The organism is Paenibacillus sp. JT22N12 (assembly GCF_056269365.1).
This window is the reverse complement of record NZ_JBWDNU010000024.1, coordinates 1-23,152: the sequence shown is the minus strand read 5'-3', so window position 1 is coordinate 23,152 and position 23,152 is coordinate 1. Positions and strand designations below refer to the sequence as shown.

General features: G+C 49.0%; 16 protein-coding genes. 12 read left to right on the top strand and 4 right to left on the bottom strand.

The annotated features are described in order from the left end of the window. Positions 1-137 precede the first annotated feature (137 nt). On the bottom strand, positions 138-935 hold the full coding sequence (locus tag AC0YOA_RS36800; RefSeq protein ID WP_210038642.1) for an SDR family oxidoreductase: 798 nt from the start codon (positions 933-935) through the stop codon (positions 138-140). Between the two features lie 999 nt (positions 936-1,934). On the opposite strand from AC0YOA_RS36800, the gene AC0YOA_RS36795 reads away from it, so the two are divergent. After that, on the top strand, positions 1,935-3,068 hold the full coding sequence (locus AC0YOA_RS36795) for an AlbA family DNA-binding domain-containing protein (RefSeq protein WP_475790733.1): 1,134 nt from the start codon (positions 1,935-1,937) through the stop codon (positions 3,066-3,068). A 202-nt stretch (positions 3,069-3,270) separates the two neighbouring features. On the opposite strand, the gene AC0YOA_RS36790 is transcribed toward AC0YOA_RS36795, so the two are convergent. Beyond that, on the bottom strand, positions 3,271-6,411 hold the full coding sequence (locus tag AC0YOA_RS36790; protein WP_475790732.1) for a hybrid sensor histidine kinase/response regulator: 3,141 nt from the start codon (positions 6,409-6,411) through the stop codon (positions 3,271-3,273). Positions 6,412-6,617: 206 nt separating this feature from the next. Here AC0YOA_RS36790 and AC0YOA_RS36785 point away from each other — a divergent pair, with 206 nt between their 5' ends. From AC0YOA_RS36785 to AC0YOA_RS36760, 6 genes are all read left to right on the top strand, one after another. Continuing rightward, positions 6,618-8,078 carry an amidase family protein gene (locus AC0YOA_RS36785; RefSeq protein ID WP_475790731.1) on the top strand — a complete coding sequence of 487 codons (1,461 nt, stop codon included), beginning with the start codon at positions 6,618-6,620 and terminating at the stop codon, positions 8,076-8,078. Between the two features lie 624 nt (positions 8,079-8,702). After that, on the top strand, positions 8,703-9,803 hold the full coding sequence (locus AC0YOA_RS36780) for a Gfo/Idh/MocA family protein (protein WP_475790730.1): 1,101 nt from the start codon (positions 8,703-8,705) through the stop codon (positions 9,801-9,803). Between the two features lie 8 nt (positions 9,804-9,811). Further along, positions 9,812-10,705, top strand: a complete 894-nt coding sequence (locus tag AC0YOA_RS36775; RefSeq protein WP_210038651.1) for a carbohydrate ABC transporter permease — start codon at positions 9,812-9,814, stop codon at positions 10,703-10,705. A gap of 12 nt (positions 10,706-10,717) precedes the next feature. Continuing rightward, complete coding sequence (locus tag AC0YOA_RS36770) at positions 10,718-11,560, top strand: carbohydrate ABC transporter permease (protein ID WP_475790729.1); 843 nt, start codon at positions 10,718-10,720, stop codon at positions 11,558-11,560. A gap of 52 nt (positions 11,561-11,612) precedes the next feature. Continuing rightward, positions 11,613-12,980: an ABC transporter substrate-binding protein gene (locus AC0YOA_RS36765; protein WP_475790728.1), complete on the top strand. Its 1,368-nt coding sequence runs from the start codon at positions 11,613-11,615 to the stop codon at positions 12,978-12,980. A 258-nt stretch (positions 12,981-13,238) separates the two neighbouring features. Continuing rightward, positions 13,239-14,279: a LacI family DNA-binding transcriptional regulator gene (locus AC0YOA_RS36760; RefSeq protein WP_475790727.1), complete on the top strand. Its 1,041-nt coding sequence runs from the start codon at positions 13,239-13,241 to the stop codon at positions 14,277-14,279. Positions 14,280-14,421: 142 nt separating this feature from the next. On the opposite strand, the gene AC0YOA_RS36755 is transcribed toward AC0YOA_RS36760, so the two are convergent. Continuing rightward, positions 14,422-14,772: a helix-turn-helix domain-containing protein gene (locus tag AC0YOA_RS36755; RefSeq protein WP_210038655.1), complete on the bottom strand. Its 351-nt coding sequence runs from the start codon at positions 14,770-14,772 to the stop codon at positions 14,422-14,424. 169 nt (positions 14,773-14,941) lie between these two features. On the opposite strand from AC0YOA_RS36755, the gene AC0YOA_RS36750 reads away from it, so the two are divergent. From AC0YOA_RS36750 to AC0YOA_RS36740, 3 genes are all read left to right on the top strand, one after another. Then, positions 14,942-15,403 carry a hypothetical protein gene (locus tag AC0YOA_RS36750; RefSeq protein WP_475790726.1) on the top strand — a complete coding sequence of 154 codons (462 nt, stop codon included), beginning with the start codon at positions 14,942-14,944 and terminating at the stop codon, positions 15,401-15,403. Positions 15,404-15,725: 322 nt separating this feature from the next. After that, positions 15,726-17,783: a PrsW family intramembrane metalloprotease gene (locus AC0YOA_RS36745; protein WP_475790725.1), complete on the top strand. Its 2,058-nt coding sequence runs from the start codon at positions 15,726-15,728 to the stop codon at positions 17,781-17,783. Next, positions 17,783-18,112: a hypothetical protein gene (locus AC0YOA_RS36740; RefSeq protein WP_475790724.1), complete on the top strand. Its 330-nt coding sequence runs from the start codon at positions 17,783-17,785 to the stop codon at positions 18,110-18,112. The genes AC0YOA_RS36745 and AC0YOA_RS36740 overlap by 1 nt, the downstream gene beginning before the upstream one ends. 224 nt (positions 18,113-18,336) lie before the next feature. On the opposite strand, the gene AC0YOA_RS36735 is transcribed toward AC0YOA_RS36740, so the two are convergent. Continuing rightward, positions 18,337-19,533 (bottom strand): YibE/F family protein, encoded by a 1,197-nt coding sequence (locus tag AC0YOA_RS36735; protein WP_475790723.1) that lies wholly within the window; start codon positions 19,531-19,533, stop codon positions 18,337-18,339. Between the two features lie 181 nt (positions 19,534-19,714). Between AC0YOA_RS36735 and AC0YOA_RS36730 the strand changes: the two genes are divergently transcribed. Then, the gene (locus AC0YOA_RS36730; RefSeq protein ID WP_475790722.1) at positions 19,715-20,794 is read left to right on the top strand and encodes a HupE/UreJ family protein; all 1,080 of its coding nucleotides are present in this window, start codon (positions 19,715-19,717) and stop codon (positions 20,792-20,794) included. 168 nt (positions 20,795-20,962) lie between these two features. After that, the coding region (locus AC0YOA_RS36725) for an Ig-like domain-containing protein (RefSeq protein ID WP_475790721.1) at positions 20,963-23,152 on the top strand (2,190 nt) is incomplete at its 3' end.

The following is a 23,152-nucleotide window of genomic DNA, read 5'->3' as shown; positions in this document are numbered from 1 at the left end:
CCCCGCTTTCTCAATTACCACTGCTACCCGTCTCATCCAACCTTCAATTCCGGCATAAGCCAACAACCTGTTCAGCAGCAGATAACCTTGGCGACCGATCACACATCAGCCTCTATACGGTGATCAATTAATTCTAATCATCCCCGAATCAGCGATTCCGCCCCGTCGATATAAATCTCCGTACCGCTGATATGGGACGACTCGTCCGAGGCCAGGAACAGCACCAGATCCCCACACTGCTCAATGCTCCCTGCGTGACCTTCCAGCGGCTGGCTGCCTTCAGGGAACTCCACCTCCATTTTGACATCATCCAGCGTAGGCGAGATATCGGTATTGTCGTTAATATTCGTATCGATAGCCCCCGGGCAGATTGCGTTGACGCGAATGCGGGATGGGCCAAGCTCAAGCGCTGTCATCTTCATCATGGCCACCTGGCCCGCTTTGCTGGAGCTGTAGGCGGTTGCGCCGGTGTTGGAGAAGATTCGGTTGCCATTGACGGAGCTGGTAATAATGATGCTGCCGCCGCCGTTTTTCTTCAGGTAGGGCACAGCGTATTTCAAGGTCAGAAAGGTGCCACGGAGATTGATCGAGAGAGTCTGATCCCAATCGTCCACGCTGAGCTCCTCCAGCGCCGCCCATTTGCCGTTAATGCCGGCATTGGCGAATACAATATCGATTTTGCCGAACTTCTCCGCCGCCTGCCGCATCCCTTTCTCCACCATCTCGGGTACGGAAACATCCGTCTCAAATACCTCCGCCCGGCCGCCCATCGATTCGATCTGTTTCTTGACTTTGTTGGCGTTCTCCGGAGTCCGGTCCAGCATGCAGACCACGGCGCCATGCTTGGCGAGCTTCAAGGCCGCACCTTTGCCGATACCGGAGCCTCCGCCAGTAATAACAGCTACTTTTCCCTGCAAACGTTGTTCAATTGTCATAAGTACAGATCTCCTTTGTTTCTTGCGGATTGATTTACTTTTGTTTACACATGGGGCAAATGCTTGAACCAGTTGAACGCCGGGGGGGCCGGTGCTTAACCAGCGATTAATAATCAGTGAGGATCCTTCCCGAAAGGGAAATTACGAAAATTGTCAAATAAGAAGAGAAGTGATTTTTGCAGATATTTGCTGGCGAAAATAAGCGAATTTGCTATAAGGCATAAAGACCTGCGCCTTCGTGCACAGTTAAAGAGATTGAATACCAGCAATGCTCACAGATAAGTTTAAAGTCCAGCATTTTCAGCACTCCCGCACAGCATCCTGATCAGCTTTACCGGAAAATTGTCATAGGCGCTTATTGTCGAATATGATGGCGCGGTCAAGTCATATCTGGAGACGGAAAAGCGCCCGAACAATGAAGTATTTAATAATTTCTTGTTATTTATCGAACCGACGCAGAACATCAACAATGACTGCGTGGTCAAGTCAGAAAGCCTCAACTGCGAGGAGATCGCCCACGTCACCATCGGAAAAACCGGCAGCGGAGCTTCGTATGTTCTGGGAATAGACGAGTAACTGGTTTATATGAAATCTAATACCATGTTATCCATTATGCTGCACTTTACCTATAATAATACAAACAGCAGGAAGTGCTTCATGCTGCTGCTGGGGGAGCTGGACGGGGCTTCCTGTCAGGCAAAATAATAAGTATTGAATAGCATTGTAACGCCGCTTGTCCGATCCGAATTCCGGGTATAACGAGCGTAATGATTTTGGCAAGCAGCTTGATTGTTTTCTCGACGTCTGCCGATCGGCACTTTCGCTGGCGAGAAAAGTAAGGTGTGAGTAATATCGTTTGACTTTGCTCAACAGGGGTTGAATATTGGATGCACAAAGAATCGACAATTTATTACAAGAATTTCTAAAATCGGAATGACTTTTAAGAGAAGGACTGTTATATTAAATATTTATGGAAGTAATTAGGGTTTTGGAGGGTATATGATAAAAAGAATTCACGAGAAAGGTGAAAGAAAAAGATTACTTTCTCTAAAAGAGGATCACTTTAATGATGTTAAGAGTTATAGAATAAGGCCTTCAACGTTACAGGAAACTTTTGTATCATTTGCTAACACCGACGGTGGAGATTTATATGTAGGTATGGAAGACGAAAAAGTGTCAGGAGAAAGAATAATTGGATTTGATAAGCAGGAAGATGCTAATGACATAATTCATACCTTACTTGAAGAAACGCAACCATCTGTGGAAAATGTATTAATCGAATTTATTGATTTTGGTGACTTAGGTCTGGTTCTTCATATATCAATTCCTAAGAGTCCCAAAATACACTATACTGCACAAGGGAAGTGTTTTATTCGTATAAATGCACAAAAAAAAGAAATAAAGGGAGAACGGATAACATCCCTTAGTTATACTAAGGGAGCTTATTCGTATGAAAAACAACCGATTGATTATATTGACATCGAAGATATTGAAGATAGCCCTCATCTTATTGACTACATGAATAGAATTGAATCCAATCTGGATCGTAGATCATTTCTTAGAAAACAGAGACTTTTATCTAAAAAGGATGATCAATTTTTTCCTAATGCAGCAGGTGTTTTATTATTTGATGAAGAGCCACAAGCGACACTTGATACTAGATGCGCAATAAAAATCTATCGGTTGAGAACTTCTGGAACAGAATACAAGAGAGAACAACTAGATGGAAAACCAGAAACAATTAAAGGAACAGTTGAAAATCAAGTACATGATATTTTGGAAAAGATAAGTGAAATACTTTCAGATTCTAGTTATTATGTTGCTGGAAGACTTGAAAAACTTACTTATCCTACAGAGGCAATTAAGGAAATAGTAGTGAATGCTGTGATTCATAGGGATTATAGCTTGAACGATGATATACACATCAAAATTTACGATAATAGAATTGAAATTCAAAGTCCTGGTAAACTACCAGGGGTTTTTATAACAAATAAGGATGTTCGCAATATTAGTGGTGAGGAAGATGTAAATAAAGTTAAGAAGGCTTTTCAAAAATTAAGAAAGCAAGATATTCTAGAGCCTTTGAATGCAAAAGCTAGAACTTTTGATTTTAAATATAAATTAAAAGAGTAGGGTGATATTTGATAAGAGCATATTTTTTTGAAAAGAATTTATAATTTAACAAAGGCAGCCCTTTTAGAGAAGGGCTGCCTTTGTTCATCTAAGGTGAAATGACAATAAACTCTATCCCCCCGACAATCACATAACCAACAGAAGTGATACCTTGCACCACATGCGCATACCGTAAGACGCCCCCCCTGCGCAGTCCGGTTTCCTACAGGTCTTCCGTCCCACGTTCCGGGATCACAAACGACACCATCGTCCCCGCCCCCACCTGACTCTGAATCTTCAACCCCTGCCCATAACGCTGCGTCAACCGCCGGTTCGTATTCAACAGCCCAATCCCGCCTTTAGGCCTTCTATCGTTATCAAGCAGCCTATTGACCTCTTCTTCGTCCATGCCCCTGCCGTCATCCTTGATCTCGAAGAGTACGGAGCCCGTCTGGCGGGTGATCCGGATGTGCACGGTGCCGTTTCGGCTGCTTCGGCGCAGTCCATGCTGTACGGCATTCTCGACTAATGGCTGCACCGTGAGCGGCGGCAGGAGCAGGTCAATATCCGGCTCAACCTCCCACACGACGGACAATTTCTCTCCGAAACGCTCCTGCTCGATATACAGATAAGCGCGGACAAGCTCCAGCTCGTGGGAAAGCATGACCAGCTGCTCTGCATTCAGAGAGTCAATGCCGATCCGCAAATACGAGATAAAGGCATCTCCGAGCCTGCGCATTTTCTCGGTGTCGATTTCGCTTAAGGCCATGATTGAATTCAATGTATTGAACAGAAAATGAGGATGGATCTGCGCCTGCAGGTACGCGGCCTCCATACGCAGGCTCTCATTGATCGACTGCTTCAATGTCGTGAGCGACCAGACGCGGTATTTGAGCTCCAGCGAATCAACGGGCTTGGCGACGTAATCGTTGGCTCCCGACAGGAAGCCGGCATAGATGTCCTCCGGCTGGTTGCGCGCGGTCAGAAGCAGAATCGGCAGCTCCGATATCGTGAAGCGCTCCCGTACAGTCCGCGTCAGCTCATAGCCGGACATATGCGGCATCATGACGTCGGCGATCAGCAGGTCCCACTGCTCGGTTCCGAGCAGGTCCAGTGCTTCCTGGCCGGACATAACGGTCCGGATATGATAAGGATCCGAGGAGAAGATGCGGACCAGCACCTTCAGGTTGACCGGATCGTCATCCACCACGAGAATGTTCAGATTCCCGGCAGCGGAGGAACGCAGCGCAGCAGGAAGCGCGTCCTTCATGACGGCTGATTCTGCCGACGCTGCAGCTTCCGGGATGAGCAGCCGGACGGCCGCTTCCTCATACTCGATATTTCCTTGAAAGGACCTTTGCCGGGAAGACGCGATATTCGAATTCCCGGCCAATGGAAGCGTGAAGCTGAACACGGAGCCCTCTCCAGGGGTGGACCGGACCGTCAGCTCTCCGCCAAGCAGCTCGACAAGCTGCCTGCAAATACTTAAGCCAAGCCCGATGCCGCCGCCGCTTATTCCCTGCTGTCCCTGCTCGTAGGGCAGAAATATACGCTCCTGGGTCTCCTCATCCATGCCGGACCCGGTGTCGCTGACATGGATTATAGCCTGGCCGTCTATCACCTCGGACGTTACAGAAATCATTCCTTCGTCGGTGTATTTGATCGCGTTATGCAGCAGATTGAACAGAATTTGTATAAGTCTGCTCTCATCGGCCAGAACGAAAGGCATGGATTCCGGAATGTCCAGCTTCAACCGGACGGGCGTACCCTCGGTCATGAATTCGAGCATGTCGATGACGCCGGAAGTGACCGACTGGATGCAGAGCGGCTCCGGCTTGATGACGATCTGCTTATCCTGCAGCCGGACGACGTCCAGCAGATCGTTAAGCATCCGCGACATCCGGCGGCTGATGGTAACGAGCAGCTCCATATCCCTGAAGCTTTTTTCGCCTATGGCATGCTTCTCGTTGGTTATGACAGTCTGGGCGATGTTGATAATGCCATGCAGCGGGGTTCGCAGCTCATGCGACGTATTGGCAAGAAACTGATCCTTCAGTTTGTTCGCCGCCTGCAATTGCTCATTAAGCTTGATGTTCTCCGCAGTATTGCGGAAATACCGCTTGAACCAGTAGGCCGAGAACCCGACAATGGCGGCAATGATATCGATCGGGTAATAAATGCTGTTGGACGTGCCTTCATGGACGACTGCACCCCAGATGACGCTGGATAGGATGCTGGCCGCGGCGAACAGGAGAAATACGGCGTCCTTATGATTATGGATTACCATGCGTCCGATCAGGCAGAAGAACCAGAACACTGGAAAAATATAAAGGACGGCAAATATTCTGGCATCGCTTGTGTAATAAACGTACGGTGCAGACATGGGTACAAGACTCGCCGAATAAAGGCCAAGTACGGTTATGTACGCATAGAACAGCTTTCCCCGTCCGGTATTTCCGGAGAAACTCCTGCCCATCAGCAGCAAGAAGAAGGAGAGCCACATATACGAGAGCAGCCTGATTTTCAAAGCCCAGGTGTAATTAACAGGGAACCAGGTGAGCAGCAGCAAATCATGGTCGGCGATAATGGAAATACCAACGGTGACAAGCATCATAAAAAAAACGAGAAATGCCTTCTGGCGGATGTTGAACACAAACAGAATGAGGGCATACAAACCATGCAGCAGCAAAATGACAAAGGTCACAAGCTGGAATCCGATGGAGTACCAGTGCTCCGTGTCTATAGCGGCCTGCGAGCCGAAGCGGATGGATCTGGCGATCCCTCCATGAGTCGGGTTATCGAAGTTGGCCGCCCGTATAAGCAGTTCGATGCTTTCCTGATTGCCAGCCTCGTAAGATACGGTGTAATTAGCGACTCCCATCGGCTTGTAGTCTTCTGCCCGCGCCGCCAGCTTGCCGAATTCCGTCGCCTCCTGGCCATTGATCTCCACCTGGGACGAGGTCTGGATTTCCGGAACCGAGATTTCATAAGGCTGATCCAGGGGATCGACCAGAATACGCAGCCTGTACGTTCCGTAGCCGAACGACGAGTGGCCGTCCCCATGGAAAGCCTCGCTCCAATCGCCCGGCACCTGCACGAATGAGCGCTTGCCGTCGAATTGGCGCTGAGGGTCTGTATGTGTGATTAAGGCATCAGGGTAAAACTCCCATTCGCCGTCCAGTGTGATCGGACTGGAATTCCCGAAGTCCCAGCCGCGCAAATCCAGCACGCCTTGCTCCGCGCGGGGATGCTCCGGCGTGCTGAGCGCGTAGGACCACAGCAATCTCAGGCCAAGGAGAACGGCGAGAGATAGAAGGATAACAGCTGCAAATTTCAGCATAGGCTTGCGTCGATTCTTCATCATAGTTCGTTTAAATTCGACATGACAGCTGTATTTCCTTTTCCAGCAGAATACGTTTCGTTCAATCACAAAATGGGAATGATGGCTTCTTCTGTCCGGATCCTGAAACAATGCCGGAAGCTGACGGAGGTTGTCAGGGAAATATCATCAGGAGCGGATATAATGATAGCAGAAGGCCAATTTGTTATTGGCAGGAGAGGGTGACGAAAATGGGATTTGAAATCATTGAAGCGACCATTGCGGATATTCAGGCGGCGCTGGCATCCGGTGAGTTGACCTCCAGGCAGCTGGTGCTGCTGTACATGAACAGGATCGCGGATCATGACAAGAATGGCTTGACGCTTAATTCCGTGCTGGAGATTAATCCCGACGCCCTGTTCATCGCGGATGCCCTGGATGCGGAGCGGCTAAGGGGCGAATCCCGCGGGCCGCTGCATGGCATTCCCATCTTATTGAAGGATAACATCAATACAGGGGACAAAATGCATACGAGCGCCGGCTCGCTTGCCCTGGCGAGTTCCTATGCCGCGGAGGATGCCTTCATCGTGAAGAAGCTTCGGGAAGCGGGAGCCATCATACTGGGCAAGGCCAACATGACGGAGTTCGCCAATATGATGACAGAAGGGATGCCGTCCGGTTACAGCTCGCGCGGCGGTCAAGTGCTCAATCCGTACAATATCTCCACGCCGACCGGCGGCTCCAGCGCCGGCTCGGGTGTTGCGGTAGCGGCGAACTTCTGCGCGGCGTCGATCGGGACAGAGACGTCCGGTTCGATTCTGAATCCGGGCAATCTGAGCTCGACGGTAGGAATCAAACCCACCGTGGGGCTGATCAGCCGAACCGGAATACTTCCACTGTCCAACTCTCAGGATACCGCCGGGCCTATGGCCCGAACGGTGAAGGACGCCGTACTGCTGCTGCAGGGAATTATCGGATTCGATGCAGAGGACGCGGCAATGGGCGGGGGGATCGGCAGGCAGCACGCGGATTATACGGCTTTTCTGGATAAGGATGGGCTGAAAGGCGCGAGAATCGGCATTCCCCGGGATTATTATTTTGAGGAATTGACGGACGAGCAGCTCGGTATCTTCAACCGTGCGGTGGAGATTATGAAGGAATTGGGTGCGGTTATCGTGGACCCGGCGGATATTACGACGGCGAGGAGCATCGTCTATTCCACGGTGATTCTCAATGAATTCAAAGCCTCGCTTAATGCGTATCTGGCCAAGCTTGGCCCTCACGCTCCGATGCGCACGCTGAAGGATATTATCGAATTCAATAATCAACACCCTATGGAAACGTTGAAATACGGCCAGAAGACGCTTATCGATACGGAATACACGACCTCGGGCACCTTGACCGAAGCCCGGTACATCCGGGATCGTACGACAGACCTCAGGCTCTGCAAGGATGAGGGGATCGATGCGACGATGCGGGAGCATCAATTGGACGCGCTGCTGTTTCCCGCTGATTTCGGCTCCAGAATCACTTCCCGCGCGGGATATCCGTCAATCGTCGTTCCGGCAGGCTACACGCAGGCAGGTCCGCCGTTCGGGGTCACTTTCTCGGCACGGGCCTATGAGGAGCCGGTGCTGATCAGGCTGGCTTATGCTTTCGAGCAGCATACGAAGTTCCGCAAAGCGCCATCATTGAAGAGCTTTATCGAATAATGAGATTAAGAAGAAGAAACTTTGCTGCCCAGTGTGACGGTACAGGTAGTTTCCTTCTCGGTTATCGTTCAAATTAATCAGACTGCAGCAGTTCTTTCAACAAGTGGCAAGCGGTTAGCTCGCTTATAACATCCCACATAATATCGGAAAATAGTTTCGCATGCGAAATCCATCTTTTTCACCAGTCTCTTAGAAGTACAGGGTTATTCCAAAAAGCCGTTCATCCGGCTGAAGGATAGCCCTGTTTGCTTTGCCAGCTATCCTTGCATAAACGCCGAGCCTGCTAGTTTACGCTTTTCCCCGAAGCGTACCCTAATCTAACAAGAGAATGACATGCAAAAAAATTTGCGGCAAATAAATGCATGTTTGTTTTTCGGGACTACTCAGTTGAAATCGCCTTCATTTTGTAGGGGACAAAAAATAGTCATAATCAGGGCTTTACTGCGCTTAGAGGGCCGTTATCAAGAAAATTGCCGCAAATATAAATAATTTATAGCCAAAAATGTTTGACAATAACGTAAATTTGCATTACTATCATAACATGCTTAAGAGTTGGTTAGCTTACCTGACATCAAACTAGCAGTATAAATTGGCGCAAAATTCATGACAACGGAGTGTGCACGCATGGGAAAGATAAGAATGGCATTTATTGGTGTCGGAGATATGGGCTCGCACCACTGCATCGGCTTTGATCTGCTGGACGAATGCGAGGTCGGGTACATATGCGATATGAACGAAGCGAATGTAGCCCGAACGCTGGTGGAGCTTGCGAACAGCAAGCCGGTCATCTGCACGGATTACCGCGAGCTGCTGGATAAAGAGGATCTGGATGCGGTCGTCATCAGCGTCCCTAACTATAAGCACAGAGAGGTGGCGGTCGCCTTTCTGGAGGCGGGCAAGCATGTTTTCCTGGAAAAGCCTGTCGCCCACACCCTGGAGGATTGCGATGCGATCATTGAAGCTGCAGAGAAGCATGAGCGGATCCTGCAGATCGGTCTCGTCTACCGTTATTCCAACCTGTACCGCCGGATGGCGAAGGAAGTGGAGAATGGACGCCTTGGCGATGTGAAACTGATGTGGTGCAAGGAATTCCGCGATCCTTTTCCGCCGACGGACTGGTTCTATGACAAGAGCAAGTCGGGCGGAGCCATCGTCGAGAAGGATTGCCATCATTTCGATATTTTCAACTGGATGATCAAGGCTAACCCCGTCCGCGTATTCGCTTCAGGCGGGCAGCATGTCATGAAGCAGGGACAGGAGAATCTGATCACCAACTCCTACAGCCATTATCCCGCCAAGACGATTTCCGATACGTCCATTGTCGATCATGCTTTCATTACGGTGGATTACGATAACGGAAGCAAAGCGAATTTAGGCCTCTGCATGTATTTGAAACCAAGAAATCTGATGGGTGAAGGGCTTGAGATCGGCCTGATCGGAGAGAATGGCGGACAGATGGTGGCGAGGAACGACAAGGCGATCGACATCGTGGGCGGAGCGGATTTTACAAGAGAGCATCTGGATATGGATGTGACCTCGGACTCCATCATGGGCGGCCATACCGGCGGCCAGACCCAGCGGATTGATTTTATCAAATGCATCACAGAGGGCAAGCAGCCGTTTGCGACAGGGAAAGTGGGCAGAAACGCCTTGATGATTGCCTTGGCCGCAGAGAAATCCATACTGGAAGAACGGTATGTATATTTGGATGAGCTATCCAATTAAGGGGTGTCATGATGAATAGGTTGAGGAAATATGACACATTGTTATTTTTCTTGTTTATTATGCCGTGGATTATCGGCTTCATCACCTTTTTCCTGATTCCGTTCGGAACCTCAATCTTCTATGCGTTCACGGATGCCAAGCTTCCTGGCGCGGTCCATTACAATTTTATCGGCTTCGATAATTTCGCTCATATGATCGACGATCCGATCTTCATGAAAAGTCTCTTTAATACGCTGTATTTCGTTGTGCTGGGTGTGCCGATTGTGACGGCGGGCATGCTGCTGCTGGCGATGCTGCTTAATTTCAACGTTAAAGGTATTGCCATATTCCGTACATTTTATTACCTGCCTACACTTGTGCCGATCGTGGCGACGGTCATTATCTGGAGGCTGGTGTTCAACTCGGAGTTCGGCATACTCAATGCCGGGCTTGGCCTCCTTGGAATTGACAAGATCGATTGGCTTGGCGGAGAGCATACGATTAAACCGGTCATCATTTTGCTGCAGGTATGGATATCCGGAAGCGGCGTGCTGATTTTCCTGGCGGCGCTCAAGAATGTTCCGAGTCATCTGTATGAAGCGGCCGAAATTGACGGAGCGGACAGAGTGCGCAAATTTTTCTCCATTACGCTTCCCATGATCAGCCCGTCCATTCTGTTCGTCATCATTATTCAGACCATGTACAATTTTCAAATGTTTACAGAGGCCCTGCTGCTGTCCAAGGGCGGACCGAATTACGCTTCGTACACGTTCGTGTACAACATTTATAAATCCGCTTTCACGGATCTGAAGTTCAGCATGGCGATGTCGCAGTCTATTTTCCTGTTTGCCGTTATCGCATTGGTCACCTTGGTGCTGATGAAATTATCCAACCGGTTTGTTTATTACGAGGGTGAGAAATAGGGGGGAACAACTATGAATGGTAGACACAAGAGCGGCGCTGCTGGAACCGCTTTAAAATACTTCCTGTTGTGCGCGGTCTTCCTGCTGTTTGCGGGGCCTCTGGCCTGGATGCTCTCAACCATGATGAAGACGAAATCCGAGACGTACAAGGTTCCTCCCGCACTGCTGCCGGAGCAGTTTACCTTCGAAGCGTTCGAGCGATTATTCGCCATACAGCCCTTGATGTGGAAGTGGATTCAGAATTCGTTCACAATATCGATCTTCGTCGCGGCGGGGGCTGTCATCTCCAGTTCCATAGTCGCTTATGGATTCTCAAGATTCCGGACAAAATACCGGGACAGGCTGTTTCCGATTGTACTGATCACCTTGATGATTCCTCCTTCCATCATGATGATTCCTTCTTATGTTTTATTCGCGAAGCTGGGCTGGATCGATACCTGGCTGCCGCTGATCGTCCCCGCCTGGCTGGGGGGAGCGTATTATATTTTCCTGTTCCGGCAGTTTTTCCTGACGATACCGCAGGAGCTGGATGAGGCGACTTATCTCGACGGCGGCAATCGATGGACTGTCTATGCCAGAGTCATCATGCCCTTATCCAAACCGATCATCATTACGACGATCATCTTCGCTTTCGTCAACTCCTGGCTCGATTTTCTCGGTCCGTTCCTGTATATCAAGAACAGCGAAATGTTTACGCTCAGCGTGGGGCTGCAGCTCTTGATCGGACAGACCAGCCAGGATTTCCCGGCGCTCGCCGCCGGAGCCTTCATAAGCATCATCCCGATCGGCCTGCTCTACTTCTTCGCACAACGGTATATCGTTGAGGGGGTGGTGCTTACGGGCTCCAAGGGATAGCTCCTGTTAGGCTTCTGCTTGTTTTCTACATTATGTTAAAGGGGAACTGACTATGAAAACGAAGAGCAAATGGTTGTTCAGCGCTATGATTCTGGTGTTAACGATGGCAATTGTCATAACGGGATGCGGAAAAAGCAACAACACCGGCGGCGAAACAAATTCGGCCAATAATCCTGAAACGGGAGGGAGCAGCAATGCCCCATCCGATGAGCCCGTAACGATCACTTACTCCCAGTGGGGAACAGCCGAGGAGCTGCAGCGTACGCAGGAGCTGCTGGATAAATTCACGGCAGCCAATCCGAACATCACCGTCAAGCTCGAAGGCAAGGACTGGGCCAGCTATTGGGATGGTCTGACGGCCAACGCTGCGGGCGGAACGCTTCCGGATGTCTTGAAAACAAGCTATGCGTATATTGATAAATATGCTGACCTCGGAATTTTCAAAGAATTGGACGGCCTGCTGTCCGAGAACTCATTCGATCTTAGCAATATCGATGACAGCCTTCTTGGCCTGCACAAGTATCAGGACAAGCAGGTATCGCTCCCGATTGATGCCAATGTTATTGTGTGGTATTACAACAAGGCGCTGTTCGCGGATCCCAAAACAAATCCGAAGGGTGCGGCTGTTCCTACCCTTGAGCCGACCTGGGATGAGATTGTCGATATCGCGACCAAGATGACGCTGGACAAGAACGGCAAAAGCGCTGACGACCCCGGCTTTGACGCCAAAAATATCGTGCAGTGGGGATTGTCCCTGTCCCCTGGCTCTTCAATGGACTGGTTCCTGGAGCCTGAATTGTGGTCGAACGGAGCCAAGCTGGTCAATGATGACGATACGCTTGCGCTTGATACGCCTGAAGCGCAGGAAGTGCTGAATTTCTTCATCGATCTGACCAAGAACAAGAAGATCAACACCACACCTGCCCAAATCGAAGGAATGGGCGGCGATGTAAACCTGACGCTCACGACCGGCAAGGTCGCGATGAATCCGGGCGGCAGCTGGAACACGACCAACTACCAGGAAGCCAAAATCGATTACGGCATCTCGTATTTGCCTAAATTCAAGACAAACCAAACCGTTGTTCAGCCCGCCGGACTTGCGATCAGCTCGAGCACCAAGCATGAAGAGGCTGCCTACAAATTGCTTGCCTGGCTTGCCGGTCCTGACGGACAGACTGAGCTTGCAAAACAGGGCTATTCCATTCCGGCTAACAAAGCGGCAGCGGATGCCTATGTTCAAACCGTAGGTGAAGCCAACAAAATCTTCCTCGATGCTCAACAGTATGGCATTGTTTCACCATTCACCACCAAGAAAACCGATCTTGTATGGACTTACGGCGAGCAAGCCCTGAAGCTTCCGCTCTCGGGCGAAGGCGACCTTCAGGCGGCGCTTAAGGATTTGGCTTCGAAACTGCAATAGTGCAGCAGCGTTGAAACCAGGCATTCGTATAAGCCAAATACAGGACAAGCGTGATCGCGCTTGTCCTGTATTTTTCCGTATGGAAGACAGCATTAACCATATTTTCACTTGGAACGGCCCTTTAATTTCTTGACTTACTCCTGCAAGAACTATAAAATTAGATTTGCCGCAAATTTTTGTTGAGCGACTAATAATTGCCCCAACAAAGTCCGGGCTCGGTTCTATTAGATATGGTTTTGTGAAAAGAGGAATGGGAGAATGGCTAAACTGAAAGATATCGCGGAGCGGGTAGGTGTATCCATTTCAACCGTTTCGCGGGTTATGAAGAACGATACGAACCGTTCGGTCAGCGATGAGACACGCAAAAAAATATGGGAAACCGCTGAACAAATTGGCTACAAAACATCCCGCCCGGCCAAGATAAAGAAAAATGAGCCCAAAGGCACGTATCATATTGGCTGCGTTGTGGCGATGCCTCAGAACAAGTATAACAATCCGTATTTCTCGGTTATTTTGGAAGGAATTGAGAAGGCGCTTACCGAAGCGGGAATGCGTCTTGAATTTGTATACAGCATTGAGAAGCAGTCGGATATCGAGCAGCTGAAGTCGCTTGTGAAGGAGCATCGGATCGACGGCATGCTTGTGGTCGAGCGTATCGACGGAGAGGCTTATCAATGGATCAAGGCCAATGTGCGGAATATTGTCGGGGTGGATATATCGGATAAGGATGTGCCGGTTGTCAGCTATGACCGCGCCGCCGCTGCGAAGGAAGCCGTCAACCATCTGATTGAGCAGGGCCACCGGCAAATTGCGTATATCGGGGGAGCGGAGCTCGACGATAATTTCCGCGATGAGAAGCGTTTCCTCGGCTATCGGAGCGCGATGCAGGAGGCGGGTCTGACGGTCCACGATAACTGGGTTATCGATGTGAAATGGGATGTTTCCTTGAGCTATGAGCTGACGAAGCAGGCGTTCGAGAATAGCGCGCATACGCCGACCGCTATTTTTGCCGCGAGCGATATGATGGCCATTGCCGCGATGCGCGCCGCCACGGAACGCGAGCTCAAAATTCCGGATGATATCGCTTTTTTTGGCGTCGATAATATTGAAATTTCGGAATTCACCTCGCCGCCTTTGTCGACCATTCATGTGCCCAAGCTGGAAATGGGCATGTTTGCCGCCAAGCTGCTGCTGGATTATATGGAAAATCAGTATCCCCTCCCGGTCAAAATGATTATCCCCTACAAAATGATGCTCAGGCATTCCACAAGAAGCAAAATAGAACGCGATGCCCGATAAATGGCATTCGAACAAAGAGCAAACAAATAAGAAATCCCCTCAGCCCATGATCGACAGGGCGGGGGGATTTGTCGTTTCTAACGTTGCAGGAAGGATAAGCTTTTCGTCGACTGCGCCAAAGGATGGCGATATCCGTTACACCTCAGCCTTTATGATCATAACGCTCGAAAATCTCCAGCAGTACATTTTTGGCCGTATTGAGATCGCGCGAATCGCGATTTTTCAGCATGGATAAAATCTCCTTGAGGCGGGACTCGCTTTCAGCAAGATCCTCGTATTCCCGGACATAGGAGAATAAATCAGAAACGCCAACATGGAGCGCTACTGCGATTTTTTCGAGATTAAGAATGGAGATATTTCGTTCCGCTCTTTCAATAAACCCGATATAACTGGAATTAAACCCGGCCAATTCGGCCAGAGCCTCCTGGGATAATCCTTTGGATTTTCGAATGTCCCGGATTCTCGCGCCAACCAGCTTAAGGGTTTCCGACATAATGACTACACCTCTCTTCTGCTAAAAGTGTAGTGAAATATAGCAAGCTTCATAACATACCGATAATAAGTTTTTTGGATAAACAACTACTATACAGTAATAAAATGGTGTATAATGACAGGACATGACGGAATAATCTTACTTTTTCCGACTTCGAAAAGAGGCTGGCATGGCAGAGCGACTGGATGAATCGTCCGTATTGTCCCACAGCTTGTTGTTGAATCCTCAATACTGGCATGACACCTCCCGGCGATATATGGAGAGCGCGCTTATTTTCTGGAATAACGGAATGGCGGAGCAAAGCCTGACGGTTGCGGTTATGGCTGTTAATGCCATGCTGCGGGCCTACTGCCTGAAGGTGGACGGGAAGCTCCCGGCTGCTGCTTCGCCGTCTCCCGACGATGTTCTGATCAGTCATGTCCAAATCCTCACAGGCGTAAACGTGAATATTGAGCTGCTTTCTAAATTCGGCTATCTGCCCGGTCATGGAATGACCCATCAGCTATCGCAGGAGCAGGCTAGAGCTGTATTGGAGCAAATCGATGAGTACCTGCTGCGGCTGTCACCAGATGCAGCCGCTGCTGGCGCTGAGCCGTATAGGCTGGTTTTTGCAGAGTATCGTCACGGTTAAGCCTGGACTCAAGCAAGTCCTGGGCGGGGAACCCTGGGCTTGATGGATGATATTATCCGGCTAAAGAACGAGAGGCCTCATTCCAATCAGGAATGAGGTCTTATTTTTGCTGCCTTTCTTTTACTTTCCATTCAATTGGGGTAATCATTAGTATTTGCTCATATTGGCTTGGCCGTATTGCAAAAAAGCATACAATAGTGGGCATAAGCTGCTGTGAAGGGAGGAGAGTATAACGAATACCATCTGGCAAATCCGCACCGGAATCCGGGATTGGCTGGAGGCGGTTTACCGGTTATGTAAAGGCTGGATCGCGAGATATCCCTTGATCCGTACGGCATATACGGTTTTTTCGTGGATTTCGCTGGCCGTGCTTCTGCTCAGCCTGATTTTTTTCGAAGAATCCCGCAAGATGATGGTCCAGTATTTATGGTCTTTTTATGTACTGCTGCAGTTCTGGGTCTTGTGCAGGGGCAAAACGCTGCCATGGAAACCGGCTGCTGCGTTCGTAATGGCGGGTGCCCTCTTGGTGGTGCCGTTTACGGCCCTTACGGTCAATACTGTTCATGCGGTTATCGGAGGGAGAACCTCGGACACCTGGTCGATGGCGGTTCTGACACCGGTCGTGGAGGAAGCGTGGAAGCTGATTCCACTGGGAGTCTTTTTGCTATTCTCGCGGCGTGCTTCGGCCCTCAGCCTGAGCGATTATACGCTGATTGGAGCCGCATCCGGCACGGGGTTTCAGCTGGTGGAGGAGCTGTCCCGCCGCTGGGCCAACTCCGGGATCATCTCGGACACTTACGGCTACAGCTATACCATGTTCGGCGGGGAGACGATCCATTGGGATTTCTGGACGCTGTTTCCGGGACGCTTCGAGGAGAGCTTCCTGCCATCCATGATGACGGTAAGCCATCCCGTACATACGGCCATGATCGCTCTCGGCTGCGGCATTGCCTACCGTCTCCGGACCCGGCTGAACAAGTGGATTTTTGTGTTTCCCGGGCTGCTTCTGGTATGGGCGATCCTGGATCATGCCGCCTATAATGGGCAATACGGGCTGCCCGGCTGGTTGCTGCATATCCACGATTGGACTGGCAGCGGCTACAAGACGAAGGATGTATTTCTGCTGATGCTGGCAGGTTCGCTGGTCGCCGATTATTGGACGCTTAACCAGGTACGGAGCAAGCTCCCGCTGCTTGCGCAGGAGTCCATCATCAACCCATTCTCCGAAATATGGAATATGGGCGAAGCGCTCTTCCGCAGGAACGGCAGGTTCGCTTATCTGATGGGATTTTACCGGGAGCGGCGGGAGCTTGGCTTCATTTTACGCTATGGCAATGAGGAAGCGGCAGGCAGAGAAGACCGGGTCCGGGAACGGATGAAAATATTCCTCGGGGCGGCGGCGGGGCTTGCAGTGGTGCTGCTTGTTGCGGGGTTGTGGGCAGGAATGGAGGCGTATGCTTCGGGAGGCTCGGGTGATGCCTGCTTCGCCTGTCTGTTCGATTCCCTGCAGAACTGGTGGGACCGTCTGAGCGGATTCGAGAAAGGCGCGATTATACTGGGGGCGCTTGCGCTGTCCCTGCTGTTCTTCGAGTTCTGGCCGGCGCTCGGCATTGCGCTGACGATCCCCGGCATTGCCGGTAGCGGACATGAGATTGCCAGCGATATCCGCGATCCCAAGCGGCTGCTGACGCCGGAGAATGCCATCGCCGCAGGTCTGGCCATCCTGCTCAGCCGAATTCCGTTTGGCAAAGCCCTCGAATGGGCGGCGAAGAAAGGGCGCAAGCCGATACAACGCATCCTCGACAAGCTCAAGCGGCGGAAGCCTGACGGGCATGAACCGGAACAACCTCCGAAGAAAGACGGTACCGGAGGCCATAAAACCGATGATCCTGAGCAGGATAAAGGCAACGGTGAAAATAAATCCGACGAAGAGAAGGACGATACAACCGCAGCGGCAGGGAAATCGTATCATGAGGTCGAAATTGTCGACCAACGGGGCAACCCGGTCGGCGAGTTCGATGGAATCGATTTGGATAAGGGTATTTTCATTGAAGACAAGACAGCCAAGGGGCTGGATATTATCAATCCAAGGACCGGCCTGCCGGCCCAGACGCCGCAGCAGTTCGCCGATAAACAAATCCTGGCGAAGACCCGCAACCGCATATTGAATATGCAAACCAAAGCGGTCGCTACCCGTCCCACTGCGCATGGTTCAGCGGAGGTGCCGTCACTTGAGGAGATCAAATCGATCCGTCAATTCGTTTTCCGGCTGGATGGCGATACGCCTGCGCTCAGAAGCGCCGTGGAGAACAGTCTGAACCAGCTGAGGACGGAATTTCCGGATCATACATTCAACGTTCTGTTTAGGGGGAAACCATAATGTCCATTAGCGCTTTTATACCTGAGCCTGAAAATGAATTCGAGCGTTTCTTTAACGTGCCGGTTGCAACCGAGGCTTTTTTCCAGGAATGCTGGGAGCCTGCCGTGAAGGAGCTCGGGCTGCAGTGGGTGCCCGTTTTCTCATCCGGCATCGATATTACCAAAGAGGACCTGCCTGCCGTGCTGGATGAGCTGGAGCGCTTGAAGCAGTGGGCTGAGCAGGAGCTGAGCGGAGAGCGCCGCGGACAAATGCTTGTCCGGATTGAACGTCTTGCGGCAGAGCTGCCGAAGGCGCTGGAGCGGGATGGGGCCGTGGTGTTTATTGGGTGAGTTGGGGGATGACAGGAGACTACTGAACGATATTCATAAGAGCGCATACCTAGAAATTGGGAGAAGCGTTTCATTGGTAAATATTTTCAATAGTAAATAATGAAGAAGCGTTGGCCGATGAGGTGCCAACGCTTCTTTTTTTGAATTTGGGATTAGCTTTTGAAACAAAGGATCTCGCAAGGAAATAACGGGCTGAAACAGCCGCTCTGTTCCAGTCTCATACTTCAAGAGACACGGGTTACTGGCGATTTTCCTAACTCCTGATTCATAGCAGTTTTCTTCTCGAAATTCGGAATGATTCTTGAGGAAATAAAAGCGACGATTGGTACGGTCAATACAACGCCAAAGCAACCGGTTATTCCTTGAATCACTTCTATGGTTACCATATTCATATTAAGCAACTGGGTGAGGGGCGCTTTAATCGCATATAGGATCATGAGCGAAGCGAGGGTCGTTCCTGTAAGGGCAAGGATCAACGTATTCGCCATTGTGCCCATCATGTCGCGGCCCACATTAATACCTGATTTAAACAATGCCTGCTTGCTCAGCTTAGGATCCGTCGTATAAACTTCATAAATGGATGCGGCAATGGAGATGCCTACATCAATAATGGCGCCAAGGGAGGAGAGTAGTATTCCTGCGAACAGCAGCCCTCCGAGTTGGAGTCCGGTCTCATCGGCAACGACAACCAAGACTTCGACCTCTGCGGTATTATAGCCTGAAATATGGGCTAAATTTCCGGCAATATAAGCAATAATCCCCGAAATCGCCACTCCGCTAATAGTGCCTAATATAGCTGCCAACGATCTCGAACTCCAACCGTTCAATAACAGCAATGTGATACAAGTGGCAAGGATAACGACCAACACGGATGCAAGAACCGGAGAATAGCCTCTATATAACATCGGGATAAATAAATATACAACGCAAGCAAAAGTGAATATGATGCCCAGAACCGACATCAAGCCTTTCTTTCCGCCAATCCACCAAAGAACCCCGAAGAACAGCAAAGCCATCCCATACATAATAGGTGCCCGATAATAACTGTAAACCGTTATCAAATAGTACGTGGGGTCAGCAGTGTCAATGTTTACAATCAGGGTCTGCCCTTTTTTAGCAATAACGTTTAGATATACGCTCACATTGTTTGTAATGGTATGAACTTCACCTTTATGCTCACCGGACAGAATTTTAAGCTCTATCTCCTGGGAACCGGTATAGAAATTCCCTCTTTCCGGATCCTTTTGTAAATTTTCGCTGACAATCTTCAATACTTTTGCTTTTTCATATTTTTTGTTAGATGAACTGCCTTGATCATTATACTTTGGCTCGGGAGATTGATTGAAAGCATACATTGATCCGGATATGAGCAGCAATATGGCAATGAAAAGAATGACTCTGACTTTTTTTGATGCAAACATATCTTAACCTCCATGAAGTTTGTGACCCAAATCAGTACGATTGATTATACCAATAAAGCCTATTTTTTGGACTTGCTTTACATAAACAACACAATGACATCTCTTTTCAGTTGATTAGATTTAGAAGATAGTATTTAAGAGGTGTGATTTTCTTAAGAAAGCTATTCAGGAGGACATGAAGATGATGACAAGATGGATTCTGTTGGTTGCAGCATCGTTAGCTCTGTTTGGTTTATGGGTGCCGGTTACAATGGCCCATGACAATAACAGCTTAGCCTATTCGGATATTACATTTGAAAATGGCGCCATTAAATATGTATTGAAGATAGATATGTACGATCTGAGAGCAGCGACGGCTCCGGATGATCCTGATATAGCTTCAACAGCTCCAGAGGTTTTGGACCGCTTCGTCAACAATTCGCGGGAATCAGTAGAAGCCTATATGCTTTCCAAAATCCAGTTATATGCAGATGATTTGCCGCTTAAGGGAAAGCTGACCAAGCTTTCTCATATAGAGAAGGAGAACGAGGTTCAACCATTTGCCGAAGCGGAGCTGTCGTACCCGGTAAGGAATATCCCGAAGGATTTTGTTTTGGATTATGATCTGGTTTTTGAAAGTGATCAATGGCATGTTAACTATGTGTCGATAAACCTTGGAGATTTGAAAAAAGAAGCCGTAATTGTGAACGAACTCCGGGAGCTACAAGTAGGTCAAATGAGCTTCCAATATGCGATCCAGCATTTTTTCCTGATCGGTCTGGAGCATTGGTTAACCGCAGTTGAAGCTATTTTGCTCCTATTGGCTCTTATTATAGGAAGCAAAACGATAAAGCAGACCCTTGCGGTTGTGGCTGTGTTTGCCGCAGCGCATTCTTTAACCCTGATCTTGGCTGGCTTGCACGTTGTGTCATTGCCTGACACCTTCGTTGAATCTGTCATCCCCCTGAGTGTTCTATATGTGGCATTGAACACCCTGTTCAACAAGAATATGAAGTATCATATATGGCTGGCTGGCCTTTTTGGTTTAATCCACGGGTTCGGGTTTGCTGGAGTATTGTCAGGGATGAGAGAGGACGGCGGACATTCTGTCTCTTCTCTAGTAGCCTATAATGCAGGTATTGAAGTCGGTTTGATAATTGTTGCGCTGATCCTTTATCTCGTATTCTATTATTTACGCAAGCTCCAACGGGTAATTCCGGGAATCCTTACAGCAACTGCGCTTTTTGGATTGGTCTGGTTTATTATGAAAGCCTATTTGTAAAACCAATTTCCTGCCGTTTTCCACAAATGAGGGCAGTCAAAATGTTGCCACATTTACATAATTTTCATGTAATTGAACATTTCATTTTACAAACTTAGGCTATATTGATGCAGTTGCTCTTATGGGTGAGACACCCGGGCAAACATTATTTAAGAGGTGATTTTTTTAATGTTGAAGAGATTCAGTCAGAAGGAGCAAAGAGTTTACAAGATTAGTATAATGGCTCTGTCATTGCTGCTTGTCATATCTCTGCTCCCGTCGAGAATCCCGGGCTTTAATAACAAGCTTAGTCCGGTAAACGTCGTCCAAGCTGATGCAGTCCCTTACTCTGTCAAGGACATCGCGCTTAATACTGGTGCAGATGAGACAAAACTGAATTTTACTTGGTATACACCCGGTCAACCGGCTGCCAGTATTGTTCAGATGGCTAAGAAATCAGATATGACTGGAACTGACTTTCCCACTGCCAACGCTGTGACAGTAACAGGAACGGCAACTACAGCAGCGACAGTTACAGGAGTAGTCTATTATTCCAATAAGGCAACTGCTATCAACCTTGCTCCAAAAACTCAATATGTATACCGTGTAGGTGACGGCAACGATGCCAACTGGAGCCCGGTTTACGATTATGCCACTCAAGATCCGACAAACTACACCATCATGTTTGTAGGAGATCCGCAAATTGGCGCTTCAGGCAGTGTGCCCAATGATACAGCAGGCTGGACGAATACGTTGAACCAAGCGGTCAGCAAATTCCCCAACTTCAGCTTTATCATGTCTGCAGGGGACCAAATTGAAACTAACAGCAGCGAAGCGCAGTATGATGCCTTTGAAAGCCCTGCGGTTCTTAGAAACCTGCCTATGGCAACAGCTGTTGGTAATCACGACACCAATGTGAATTACAAATATCACTTTAATGTTCCTAATGAATCAACGCTGGGCGCGACCAATGCTAGCGGTGACTACTACTACACCTATGGCGATACCTTGTTCATGGTATTGAATACCAACAATATGAACGGTGCCGAGCATGGCAAATTCATGGAAGACACAGTTGCTGCAGTTCCAGACACCAAATGGAGAATCGTAACGTTTCACCATGATATCTATGGAGCTGGTCCACACTCAACGGAAACAGCAATTACCGGCTTAAGACAAGCTTTGTTTCCATTCTTCGATAAACTGGATGTAGACATGATCTTTATGGGTCATGATCACTCTTACGTTAGAACATTTGTTATGAACGGTGACAATCTCCAAGGAAGACAGCTTGTTGACAGTCAAGGAAGAGATGTTAACCCGACAGGTTCAACCTACGTTACAGCGAACTCGGCGAGCGGAAGTAAGTATTATGAATTGCAAACAACGCCGGAAGTATATTCCGAAGTCAGAATGCAGCTTCATACACCAACCTTCTCCTCCATCAGCGTTACCCCGACCAGCATTACGGTTGACACTTTCCGGTCGGATACATTGGAAAAACTTGATACTTATGGTTTGGTTAAAGAGCCAGAGAAAGTAAAAGTGTATGCTAAAGCAAATCAACAAGACGATGCAACTGCAAACGTTGATTATTACTACGCAATGAGCAATGCTACCGCAGTACAGAAACTGGATACAACATTCAATTACGACAGCACAAAAATCAAGTATGTAGGTGCGGAACTGGTAACAGCAGATACTGGTGATTTCGCTGCTACTGAAGTGAGCCCTGGAGTGGTAAACATCAAGGCTGACCTTGACGAAGCAATCCGCTTTGAAGAGTATGACACGTATAAGGATGTCATCAAGCTTTCTTTTGAGCTTGTAGATAAGCAAAATCCTGTAACAGCAACTTTAGATCTTGGAGAGTCTGCCCTTACTACCCTAAACAAACATAGTGATGTAGCATCCACTGTGGAAGTTAGTAAGGCTGATGTTACGGTCGGAGTTCCAACCACCGGAGTTGTGCTGGATAAAACCACGCTCAATTTAACAGAAGGCGACACAGCAAACCTGACCGCAACGGTACAACCAACGAACGCTACGAACAAATCGGTGAGCTGGAGCACAAGCAACGCATCGGTTGCCACGGTAGATTCGACGGGTAAAGTAACGGCAGTATCGGCAGGAACAGCCACGATTAAGGTAACGACAACGAATGGCAGTTTCGAAGCAACAAGCGCGGTGACAGTAACCGCTGGAACTACGACCGTTCCGGTAACCGGAGTTGTGCTGGATAAAACCACGCTCAATTTAACGGAAGGTGACACAGCAAACCTGACCGCAACGGTACAACCAACGAACGCTACGAACAAATCGGTGAGCTGGAGCACAAGCAACGCATCGGTTGCCACGGTAGATTCGACGGGTAAAGTA

Coding starts and splice junctions, on each gene's coding strand:
- AC0YOA_RS36800 (WP_210038642.1), bottom strand. CDS start 935: ATGACAATTGAACAACGTTTGCAGGGAAAAGTAGCTGTTATTACTGGC.
- AC0YOA_RS36795 (WP_475790733.1), top strand. CDS start 1,935: ATGATAAAAAGAATTCACGAGAAAGGTGAAAGAAAAAGATTACTTTCT.
- AC0YOA_RS36790 (WP_475790732.1), bottom strand. CDS start 6,411: ATGATGAAGAATCGACGCAAGCCTATGCTGAAATTTGCAGCTGTTATC.
- AC0YOA_RS36785 (WP_475790731.1), top strand. CDS start 6,618: ATGGGATTTGAAATCATTGAAGCGACCATTGCGGATATTCAGGCGGCG.
- AC0YOA_RS36780 (WP_475790730.1), top strand. CDS start 8,703: ATGGGAAAGATAAGAATGGCATTTATTGGTGTCGGAGATATGGGCTCG.
- AC0YOA_RS36775 (WP_210038651.1), top strand. CDS start 9,812: ATGATGAATAGGTTGAGGAAATATGACACATTGTTATTTTTCTTGTTT.
- AC0YOA_RS36770 (WP_475790729.1), top strand. CDS start 10,718: ATGAATGGTAGACACAAGAGCGGCGCTGCTGGAACCGCTTTAAAATAC.
- AC0YOA_RS36765 (WP_475790728.1), top strand. CDS start 11,613: ATGAAAACGAAGAGCAAATGGTTGTTCAGCGCTATGATTCTGGTGTTA.
- AC0YOA_RS36760 (WP_475790727.1), top strand. CDS start 13,239: ATGGCTAAACTGAAAGATATCGCGGAGCGGGTAGGTGTATCCATTTCA.
- AC0YOA_RS36755 (WP_210038655.1), bottom strand. CDS start 14,772: ATGTCGGAAACCCTTAAGCTGGTTGGCGCGAGAATCCGGGACATTCGA.
- AC0YOA_RS36750 (WP_475790726.1), top strand. CDS start 14,942: ATGGCAGAGCGACTGGATGAATCGTCCGTATTGTCCCACAGCTTGTTG.
- AC0YOA_RS36740 (WP_475790724.1), top strand. CDS start 17,783: ATGTCCATTAGCGCTTTTATACCTGAGCCTGAAAATGAATTCGAGCGT.
- AC0YOA_RS36735 (WP_475790723.1), bottom strand. CDS start 19,533: ATGTTTGCATCAAAAAAAGTCAGAGTCATTCTTTTCATTGCCATATTG.
- AC0YOA_RS36730 (WP_475790722.1), top strand. CDS start 19,715: ATGATGACAAGATGGATTCTGTTGGTTGCAGCATCGTTAGCTCTGTTT.